Annotated in this window: 11 protein-coding genes; 4 read left to right on the forward strand and 7 right to left on the reverse strand. The window is 42.0% G+C overall.

Annotation, left to right across the window (positions count from 1 at the left end; translation table 11 throughout):
* On the reverse strand, positions 1-1,701 hold a 1,701-nt coding region (gene aceK / locus ABYB02_RS11330), incomplete at its 3' end, for a bifunctional isocitrate dehydrogenase kinase/phosphatase (protein ID WP_372762564.1).
* 102 nt (positions 1,702-1,803) lie between these two features.
* On the opposite strand from aceK, the gene ABYB02_RS11335 reads away from it, so the two are divergent.
* Positions 1,804-2,751: a LysR family transcriptional regulator gene (locus tag ABYB02_RS11335; protein ID WP_372762565.1), complete on the forward strand. Its 948-nt coding sequence runs from the start codon at positions 1,804-1,806 to the stop codon at positions 2,749-2,751.
* Positions 2,752-2,888: 137 nt separating this feature from the next.
* On the opposite strand, the gene ABYB02_RS11340 is transcribed toward ABYB02_RS11335, so the two are convergent.
* Positions 2,889-3,257, reverse strand: a complete 369-nt coding sequence (locus ABYB02_RS11340; RefSeq protein ID WP_372762566.1) for an MliC family protein — start codon at positions 3,255-3,257, stop codon at positions 2,889-2,891.
* Between the two features lie 302 nt (positions 3,258-3,559).
* Between ABYB02_RS11340 and ABYB02_RS11345 the strand changes: the two genes are divergently transcribed.
* Positions 3,560-4,006: a hypothetical protein gene (locus tag ABYB02_RS11345; RefSeq protein ID WP_372762567.1), complete on the forward strand. Its 447-nt coding sequence runs from the start codon at positions 3,560-3,562 to the stop codon at positions 4,004-4,006.
* Positions 4,007-4,018: 12 nt separating this feature from the next.
* Here the strand turns inward: ABYB02_RS11345 and icd are convergent, their stop codons facing one another.
* Together icd and ABYB02_RS11355 are read right to left on the reverse strand one after the other, a co-directional pair.
* Positions 4,019-5,269 carry an NADP-dependent isocitrate dehydrogenase gene (gene icd / locus ABYB02_RS11350; RefSeq protein WP_372762568.1) on the reverse strand — a complete coding sequence of 417 codons (1,251 nt, stop codon included), beginning with the start codon at positions 5,267-5,269 and terminating at the stop codon, positions 4,019-4,021.
* A gap of 114 nt (positions 5,270-5,383) precedes the next feature.
* Positions 5,384-5,944: a hypothetical protein gene (locus ABYB02_RS11355; RefSeq protein ID WP_372762569.1), complete on the reverse strand. Its 561-nt coding sequence runs from the start codon at positions 5,942-5,944 to the stop codon at positions 5,384-5,386.
* A 371-nt stretch (positions 5,945-6,315) separates the two neighbouring features.
* Between ABYB02_RS11355 and ABYB02_RS11360 the strand changes: the two genes are divergently transcribed.
* Together ABYB02_RS11360 and ABYB02_RS11365 are read left to right on the forward strand one after the other, a co-directional pair.
* Entirely contained in the window at positions 6,316-6,459 is a 144-nt protein-coding gene (locus ABYB02_RS11360) for a hypothetical protein (RefSeq protein ID WP_372762574.1), read from the forward strand.
* A gap of 131 nt (positions 6,460-6,590) precedes the next feature.
* A complete protein-coding gene (locus ABYB02_RS11365) occupies positions 6,591-7,442 on the forward strand; it encodes a hypothetical protein (protein ID WP_372762570.1) in 852 nt (283 codons plus the stop codon).
* Between the two features lie 28 nt (positions 7,443-7,470).
* On the opposite strand, the gene ABYB02_RS11370 is transcribed toward ABYB02_RS11365, so the two are convergent.
* From ABYB02_RS11370 to ABYB02_RS11380, 3 genes are all read right to left on the reverse strand, one after another.
* The gene (locus ABYB02_RS11370) at positions 7,471-8,049 is read right to left on the reverse strand and encodes a YceI family protein (RefSeq protein WP_372762571.1); all 579 of its coding nucleotides are present in this window, start codon (positions 8,047-8,049) and stop codon (positions 7,471-7,473) included.
* Between the two features lies 1 nt (position 8,050).
* Complete coding sequence (locus tag ABYB02_RS11375) at positions 8,051-8,602, reverse strand: cytochrome b (RefSeq protein WP_372762572.1); 552 nt, start codon at positions 8,600-8,602, stop codon at positions 8,051-8,053.
* Positions 8,603-8,970: 368 nt separating this feature from the next.
* The coding region (locus tag ABYB02_RS11380; RefSeq protein ID WP_372762573.1) for a ScpA family protein at positions 8,971-9,558 on the reverse strand (588 nt) is incomplete at its 5' end.

Genomic DNA, 9,558 nt, shown 5'->3' on the forward strand with positions numbered 1-9,558 from the left:
CCAAAAAGACGCGCTAAAAATATCACTATGATAGTGGTAAAAGTGATTAAATGCCGCCTCATTGGCACTAAAAAACACCTTAAATTGACTCGGAAAAATATCGTTTGGCTCTATGTCAAAATACGCATCGCAGCTGAGCTCCTCCAAGCTACTTTGGGTGTGTGGTAAATCCCTAAAGTGGCAGTCGGTGAGTAAACAAATCTCATCGTAGTCATAAAACACCACACGCCCCCAGCGGGTAACGCCAAAGTTTTTCATTAGCATATCACCTGGAAAAATATTGGCCCCAGCCAGCTCTTTAATCGCGTTGCCATAGTCAAGCATCACTAGCTTAAGTGCGTGCGCATCACATTGATTAATGTACAAATTAAGCGGTGTCATTTTGCGCTCAACATACACATGTTTTAAAATAACGGCCTTGTTGGCTATCACTAAACTACTGCCGATTTGGTTTTTCATTTGCGTTAGCAGCGCGTCACTAAAGCGGCTTAAGTCAAATGCGAGGTATCTAAATTCGTGGGTGTCCACTAGCCGCCCCACTCGGTCGGCCTGTTTAACAAAATTGTACTTTTCTTTTACCTGCGCTTTAGTGGTAGTTTTTGGCGCACTGAATTTGTCTTTAATTACTTTATACACGTGATCGGAACCGGCAATGGTAAATACTAACATCACCATACCCGGCGTCCCCGGTGCGGCAATGTATTGACAGCTTAGCGGGCTATTTTTAGTAGTATCGACTTTATAGCGATAAAATTCCGTTTTTGCGTGTTTAATAAAACCGATGGCGTTAAATAACTCATAACGCTGTTTATGTGGCATTAAAACACTTAAATAATCGACATAACGCGCGGGTTGGTCGGTGTCGACCATAAAATAGCTGCGGGCAAAGCCAAACAATAAACTGAGTTGATCAGCGCCCATCATCACCGCATCTACTTTAAGACCTGCTGGAGTATTTAATACGGCGATGGCAAACGGCATATTATCGCCATTTTTAGCAATACAGCGACCAATTAAATAACACGCCTTATTTCTGTAAAAGTGTGACTGTGCATATTCAATATAGCCATCATTCAAATTCATCAGCTGATATACCTGACGGCATTGCTGTTTAGCCCCTTGCGTTAAGGTATATTGTAAGCGCGCTATATCCTGCTGTAAGTGACTAAATGGCACTCTAAATACTTGCTGATTAATGAGTGAGGCAATGGCACTATTAAAGCCATTTTGCAACGAAATACGCTTTACTAAGCCTTCATAAGAGCGCGGCTGGGTACGATATTTCGCCTTTAATACAAATAAATGCACAGTGCGTATTTTCCTGTCGTCCCAAATAGCGCCAAATGTGGAATTAAAAAAGGTATGCGCAATAGGTTCATTTTCATGGTTTTTTACCATGTCACCATAAATGTTTTTTGCCATTTGCCAGGTTTGCGCACAATTTATTTCGTTATAGGCAATGACGCGCACCGCGTCACTAACACTTTTCACTTGGCGCTCATACACTTGCAGTCGCTCGCGCATCGCACTTTGCACTGCATGGTATTGGCGTTGTTCAAATCGGCTTTGTGCGCCTAAGGTAATATTCAAAAACTGCGCAAACATAGACTCAAACCCAGCAAACACGGCGCGGGCTAGTTTGGTGGCAATCACCTGTTGCAATGAGCTTACTGCTACATTATCACTAATTTCATTGGGCATATTTACTGAGCTTATGGCGGCTATTATGTTTTAGTGGTTTACACTTTAGCAAGCACGCTTTAATTTAGGTAATTAATAGCGCAAATAAATGGCATTGATCCAATGAATATAAGAAATGTCGATCTCAACTTGTTAGTGTACTTAAATGTACTGATTGACGAAAAAAGTGTGTCTAAAGCGGCTAATAAGTTGGCGCTAACCCAACCGGCCATGAGTAACGCATTAAAGCGGTTACGCGATCTGTTTGATGATCCACTGCTAGTGCGCGCCGCAGGCTCAATGACCCCCACAGCAAAAGCGCTGGCGCTAAAGCCTGAAATAGCCGTATTGCTTAAAATGGCAGAAGAAATAACCCAGCCCAGCGAACAGTTTGATGCCAGCACGGCCAAAGTGACATTTCGTATTATGGCAAACGACTATTTAGAGTCGACACTGCTGGCGCCATTTATTACTGCACAACTGAGCAAAAACCCCGGCATTAACTTTGATGTGCTCAGCCCCAGTGATGTCAACTTGCAAGATATGGAAAAAGGCAGCATAGATTTAGCAATCAATCGCTTTAATGGCCTGCCACGGTCGTTTCATCAGGCCAGTGTCTGGCGTGATAATTACTGCTGCTTAACCCACCCAAATAATCAATTTTTACAACATGCAAGCTTAGAATACTACCTTAATAGCGAACACATTTGGGTTAACCGCGCCGGTTGGGGGCCCGAGTCGGCCGTTACCAACAAGTCGGGTAAGCAAAAATTAGGCTGGGTTGATGAAGCCTTGTGGCAATTAGAGCAAACCCGAAAAATACGCGTATTTACGCGCCATTACATGATTGCCAGTTTACTGTGCCAATCTGAGCAACTTATTGCGACATTACCACGGCGTCAGGCAAAGCTGCTCGCAAGTCAGAGTCATTTAGTGATAAGCCCAGTGCCGTTTCAGATTGTACCCATTGAAGTAAAAATGATCTGGAGTCCGTTATTACATCATGCGCCGGCACATCAGTGGTTACGCAGAGAGCTATTGACGTTTGCCAAAACCATTGCCGATAGATAGCGCTATGGTTGTTACAAATATGAGCGGCTACTTGCCTGTTAGCACATACCCATTGTAACTTAAGGAATATTTAATCAACAACAACTTGCCACTAAGCGAGTGGCAAGTTGTGTCGCGCAACCCCTGCTGTAATAGCGTTATATCGCTGTACAGGTTTCAATCGTGTCGCCGGTGCTGCCATCTGGCTGATGATGAAATAACATACCGCTAGAGCCTGCACCCGAGCCTTTTGTCCACCACTCATACTTGTCGCCTGTATAGCGTGCACCACTTGCCGATACGGCAACATTCATTTTATGTTGCGTGGCTAAATACTCAACAATTGTGCTATCAGTCGCTGGGTAGGTTACCGCGATGGTGTTGCCACTTTCGCATTGATAGTTATGTGTTAATACGGCTTGTGACGCGGTATCTTTAATCTCTTCTGCACTGCTTTGTGGTGATTCATTGCCACACGCGGTAAGCATTAAAGTAGTACAAATAATAACTGGAGCAAAAATTTTCATAGTCGTCCCTTTGCTGTAAGTGATTGATAAAACCCGTGCTTGAGCTGCAGAGGTATGTTTATTTTTAGCCGCTAAGCTACTCATAATAGCTAGGGTTACTAGCTATGCCACTGATGAAGTAGCGTTAACAACACTGAGTAATGTAAGGCCATCAGCCTTAATGCAGCCTTGCTAAACGCTAAAAATCAGCACAATTAAATAATATTGATAAAATCAATATCAGTTATTGAAAACAACAATTTCATTAATAATAACCTTGGCGCTACAGTGAAGTTAAGCCCACTAACTAAAGAGTAATTATTATGCAAACAACAGCAAGCTTCACGCAACAAGACGGATTATTTATTAATAGCCATTTTCATCAATTTATTCAGCAACAGTTATCTGTTCACGCCGAAATGGACAGTGCCGATATTTACCAAGTACTGGCTACTTTAGTCGATGAATTTGGCTGTACTTGTCGTAAAAATAAACATAACCCACATGATGTGTTAGACGTGCAAACATTACTTGATGCCTACCAGCATCATAATCATCCCTATTGCCATGTTGACGCGCAAACCACTGAAGCGGTACTTGACGAACATTGCTGCCAAGTGCCGGCCATTATTGTGGTTGCACTGATGGATACGCTGAGCGGCACTTTCAATACCGATCAGGACGCACATGCGCTGTATCATCGTGCGGCGCAGTTAACTAATCGTGCATGTACCCATCGTGCCAGTATTGCTAACGTCTCTGCAGCTTAATAATGGATGTGTTTAAAAATGCTCGATGATCTTTTGTGCAAAACCTGTACAACTTAAGGTCATCGAGTTATTGGATGTTGACGCTAAATCGAAAGTGACATGTCCCGACGCTAAACACTGCTCTAAGGCATTTTCAATTAAATCTGCCGCTTCAGGCCACTGCATAAACCTCAGCATCAACACGGCACTTAAAATACTGCTACTCGGATTGGCTTTATTTTGCCCCGCTATACGGGCAAAAGTTCCATGCGTGGGCTCAAAAAAAGCAACTTCATTATTTAAATTAGCCGCCGGCATAATACCCACCCCACCCACTTGCGCGCTGAGCATATCGGCTAAAAAGTCACCATTTTGGTTGGTGGTCACCACTACATCAAATTGCTCTGGGTGCATTAAACATTGCTGCAGCATATTATCGGCAATCACTTCTTTAATGATCAGTGGTGCCTGCCCCTCACGCACAACCTGTAACCAACGGCCATTATCATGCTCAATGGCATTATATTCGCGCTTTGCCAAGGCAAAACCCCAACGTTTAAACGCCCCATCGGTAAATTTAAGCACATTGCCTTTATGCACTAAAGTGAGGGATTCGGCATTATTTTTAAGTGCGTAGTTAAGCGCATAACGTACCAGCCGCTCTGAGCCCTCTTGAGAAATATTTTTAATACCGATGCCGCACTGTTGATCAAACCTTAACCGCGTGACCCCCATTTCTGCAGATAAAAAGTCCAATATTTTTTCGCTTTCAATACTGCCTGCTTGCCACTCAATCCCCGAGTACACATCTTCACTGCTGTCACGTAATACCGTGATGTTGGTAGCAAAGGGATTTTTTAACGGCGAGGGCAAAGCACTATAGCCTTTAATGGTGCGCATATTCACAAACAAGTCCATTTCTTGCCTCAGGGCCACGTTAAGTGAGCGAAATCCCCCGCCTAATGGCGTAGTTAAGGGCCCTTTAATTGCAATTTTACATTCTCTCAGCGCATTCATTGTTTCTTGCGGGAACCAGTCGCCATCATATAATTTTGCGGCTTGTTCACCGTTATAGACTTGCATCCAGTGAATTTTTCGTTGTGCTTGGTAACAATGTGCCACAGCACTATCAACCACTTTGCGCATCACTGGCATCACATCTTGCCCCACGCCATCGCCATCAATATACGCAATAATGGGTTGTAACGGGATCTGCCAATGACCCGCTTTGGTGATGGTTATTTTTTGCCCCTGCTCAGGCAGGTGTATATGTTGATATTGCAAAGCTAATCCCTGTTAAATGCACAATAAATATGATTAGAGCATGGAACAGTGGCGCTGTCTGCAGTTGCTTTTTATAGTCACTATTAGCACGATCAATAGTGACTAATAGCGCTGTTATGCTGAGCCAAAATGCACGTCACAACGTGTTTTAATAAAATAGCGATACCCCTGTTGGTTGAAGTTTTCTGCGTGCTGATTCATAAAACCATGCTGGTACGGCGTCTTGATACAATGCACTTGGGCTTTTTTGTTTAAGTTAGCAATAACTGCATCAACACTAAAATGTGTTTCGTGGGCCGCAAATATAAACTCACAAGGCACCCGTGCGTTAATAGCCGTGTGATGGCGTATTTGCGTGGGGTAAAATGCAATTAGCTTTTTTAATAGCGGATTAGTCGTTAACGCTTGCGCACGCCAAGCCGCACTAGCGCCCGCGCTAAATGCTATACAGGTGGTGGGCTTAGTTAATTCATTAAAGTATTTTACTAGTTTAGCTAAGTATTGCTCGTGACCACCATGATTTATGAAATATTGATAATATTGTTGTTCATTTTCAAACTCTTGTCTTATAGCCTCATAGGGGTCTACTAGGTTATTTCCAGCCTTAAAGTGCTTAGCAAACAGTTGTAAACTAGGCGTAATACCGTAAATATCACTAACAACCATGTATTGCATTATTATCTATCCTGTTTATGCGCAGAGGCGAATATAAAATAATAATATAAAATGCTTGCATATAAAACATGGTTGGGTTAACTTCCCTCTCTGGTTTGAAAAAACCGCCGCGGTTAACCTTTTACCCTGATCCAGTAAGCCCCGCAAAACGTAAATTTATAACAGCTAAGTTATTGTACGGCGAAAACCCCTAATAATACCGAGATGAATTTTTTACATCATCGTAAAAGTGTCATATAGATCGTCAACACTGTAATGAAGCTAAACACAACAACGTTTATTTATTAATGCAGCTAGCTATAAAAAATAGCGCAAAATAAATAACAACAATAAAAGTGAGTTTTATTATGTCTTACCAATACAATGGATCTATGATCCAAATTGCACATCCAGTGCAATCAATTTCTGTAAACAAACAACGTGTTATTTTTAATGATACACAAGGTTTAAAAAATGCATTGTTTCAAAAAGCAAGTGATGCACGACAATTTGTGAAATGGCTTAAAGCGAGTTAACAGCTTATGTTAACCGTCGATGTTCATATCGCAATAAGTAATAGATGCCAGCCTAGTTGCTGGCATTTTACTTTTTAGTACTTTGTTAGCTACACTTAGGGCTAATAAAATAATAAGGGGTTGTAAAAACAATGCTTCGTGCATTCACCGCTGCAATTATATTGTACTTTTTTTGCCCAACACTTAATGCTAAAACCATTAATTGGTTAATGCATGACTTTGCACCTTACTACATTTTAAATGGTGAAAATAAACACCAAGGTCGCGATGAAAGCATCATCGATTTATTAGAGCAGCAATTACCCCATATTACCTTTGAGCGTACTATCATCCCCTCGGGTAAAGTGCTGCAAGAGCTTGCCAATAGTTCTAAAAACAGCTGTGCTTTATCACTGTATAAAAATGAGTTTAGAAAAGAGCGCATCTACTTTACTGAAGAAAGTTCAACCACGGGATTATCCCCCTCCATTGCCATGCACACATCACTCAGTGACAGTTTGCAATTACCTGAGGCGCAACCGGTCTCTTTATTAAAACTGTTGGCCGATGACAAGCTAACACTGGGCATCTCCATGAGCCGCTCGTATGGACGTGAAATAGATACGCTGATCAACACCACCCCCGATATAGCACTGATCATCAGACCCACTCGTGACAGCCTAGCAACCTTGACCTATATGCTTAACTTGCAGCGCATTGATATTTTATTAGGTTATCCAAGTGAGCATTACTATTTAGCTAAAACAATGCATTTTACCGAAAGCTTAACCCAGCGACCGTTAACCGAAGCGCCGGCACTCAGCTATGGCTATATTGGCTGTACCAAAAATAAGCAAGGGGCTGAGGATATCGCTTTACTGAATCAGCAATTAAAAAAAATTAAACAAACTCAAGCATATCATTCTATATTGATGCGTTGGCTACCTGAGCCATTAAAAGCCAGCTTGCAAGCACGCATGCAGGCAATAAAAAACGCCACATAATGTGGCGTTTTATTAGCTGTGTGCCGTGTTACTGACGAATACCTTCAATATACAAGCCAATATCGACATGCGTAGATGCAGGACCTAGGTTGTAATCGATACCGTAATCAGCCAGCTTAAGACGCGTTTCACCTTCAAAACCAACACGGTATCCCCCCCACGGATCTTTACCTTCGCCAATTTTATCAATTTCAAAAGTAATGGTTTTAGTCACACCGTGCAGCGTAAAGTCACCGGTAACATGTGCTGAATCTGCATCATCAAACTTAACACTGGTGCTTTTAAATGTTGCAGTTGGAAACTTAGCAACATTTAAAAAATCTTTACTACGTAAATGCTTATCACGTTCTGCGTGGTTAGAATCAATGCTCTTAGTATCGATATTCACAGTGATTTGTGATGCGTCAGGATTGTTAGCATCGTAGCTAAATTTACCATCAAAGGTGTTAAAACGCCCCAATAACCAGCTGTAGCCTAAATGGTTTATTTTAAAGTTTACAAATGCATGCGCATCTTTAGTGTCAATTACATAATCTGCTGCGTTTACTGAGCCAGTTGCAAGCAACATTGCAGCAGAAACGGCTGCGCTTAATGAGAGTTTTTTCATGTTATTTATCCTTCAAAGGTTTAATCATTCGAATTAAGGTTTTATCTTTATCAACAAAGTGATGTTTTAATGCACCAAGTACATGCAATACTGCAAAACCTATTAATGTACACGCAGCGTAATAATGCACTGCACCGGCAGTATCTGCTTGCTCATCAAATACAAAGTCGAGAGCAGATACATTGAATAACGAAAACACTTCAATCGGTCGTCCATCGGCAGTAGAAATCAAGTAGCCAGAAACAACAATAATAGCCAAAATAATATACATTACTATATGTATAGTATGTGCGAGTTGATTCATTGCTTTACTGCTGCCCAGTGGTTTGGGCTGACCTGAGAGTGCGCGCCATAAAATTCTAAATAAAAATACTGCAGCTAAAGTGATACCAATACTTTTATGTAAATCTAACGAGTCACGATACCAACTATCGTAGTAGCTAAGCTCCACCATGTACAAGCCCAAGCCAAATAATCCAAAAATAGTAAATGCCATCAGCCAGTGTAAAATAATAGCCACTAAACCGTATGATGAAGTTGTATTTTTAAACATCTTGTCGTTCCCTTCTGTCAATAAATCCAGCATAGCGCGCTATCTAGCAGATGAAAATAATATTTAACAACAGTTAATGTGCACAAACGCACAGACTTATTAAGTTAGCGGCAATCGCAAGTTACAATAATAGTTAAGCCGTTTCAGTGCGTGGGCCGGACGCTAAGCGTTAACGGTATCTGATTTACGAGTAGTTGAATGCAGCAGCTAGCGCCGCGCAACAGGACTTGCCGAAAACCATAAAATGACAAAATGCTTATAACGTCGCGCTGTGCGTATTGCTAAATAACAGCGTTAATTATGCGACTTGGTATATGGGCAATAGCGGATGGGGTCATTGAGTGGCAACAACAGTGAGTTTGCTGCTATTAACGGTTAGCTTGTTCGCAAAGGGTCACATAAATTAGGCTGTCGCTGCTTACCTGCACACAGCTAATTAAGCCTTCTTTTATTAGCTCAAGTATGGCAATAAAGCTGACCACCACACCACTGCGCCCTTCGGCTGGCGTGAATAATTGGCTGAAAGGGACAGCCGTTTTTGTTTTAGATAACAGCTGTAATATATAACTCATGCGCTCGCGAGTAGACAATACTTCGGCACTAATGTGATGATGCTCTAAGGTTTTTGCTCTGGCCATAACCTCACTCAAGGCCAGCAGCAAGTCTTTTAGTTCAACAGCTGGCAAAGCTGGGGAAGTGGTTTCAGTCACCGGCATCGATGCGTGTGCAATAAATATATCACGCCCAACCCGCGGTATAGCATCGAGGTTTTCAGCCGCTGTTTTAAATTGTTCATATTCCTGAAGGCGTTTTATTAATTCGGCACGCGGGTCTTCTTCTTCGGCAAGCTCTTCATGCACCGGTAATAATAATCGCGACTTTATTTGTGCTAACAACGCCGCCATGACTAAATACTCGCCCGCCAGCTCCAGTTGAAACTCGCTCATCATTTCTAC

Source organism: Pseudoalteromonas sp. (assembly GCF_041613455.1).
Taxonomy (GTDB): Bacteria; Pseudomonadota; Gammaproteobacteria; order Enterobacterales; family Alteromonadaceae; genus Pseudoalteromonas.

Coding starts and splice junctions, on each gene's coding strand:
- ABYB02_RS11345 (WP_372762567.1), top strand. CDS start 3,560: ATGCAAACAACAGCAAGCTTCACGCAACAAGACGGATTATTTATTAAT.
- ABYB02_RS11340 (WP_372762566.1), bottom strand. CDS start 3,257: ATGAAAATTTTTGCTCCAGTTATTATTTGTACTACTTTAATGCTTACC.
- ABYB02_RS11335 (WP_372762565.1), top strand. CDS start 1,804: ATGAATATAAGAAATGTCGATCTCAACTTGTTAGTGTACTTAAATGTA.
- ABYB02_RS11355 (WP_372762569.1), bottom strand. CDS start 5,944: ATGCAATACATGGTTGTTAGTGATATTTACGGTATTACGCCTAGTTTA.
- ABYB02_RS11370 (WP_372762571.1), bottom strand. CDS start 8,049: ATGAAAAAACTCTCATTAAGCGCAGCCGTTTCTGCTGCAATGTTGCTT.
- ABYB02_RS11360 (WP_372762574.1), top strand. CDS start 6,316: ATGATCCAAATTGCACATCCAGTGCAATCAATTTCTGTAAACAAACAA.
- ABYB02_RS11375 (WP_372762572.1), bottom strand. CDS start 8,602: ATGTTTAAAAATACAACTTCATCATACGGTTTAGTGGCTATTATTTTA.
- ABYB02_RS11365 (WP_372762570.1), top strand. CDS start 6,591: ATGCTTCGTGCATTCACCGCTGCAATTATATTGTACTTTTTTTGCCCA.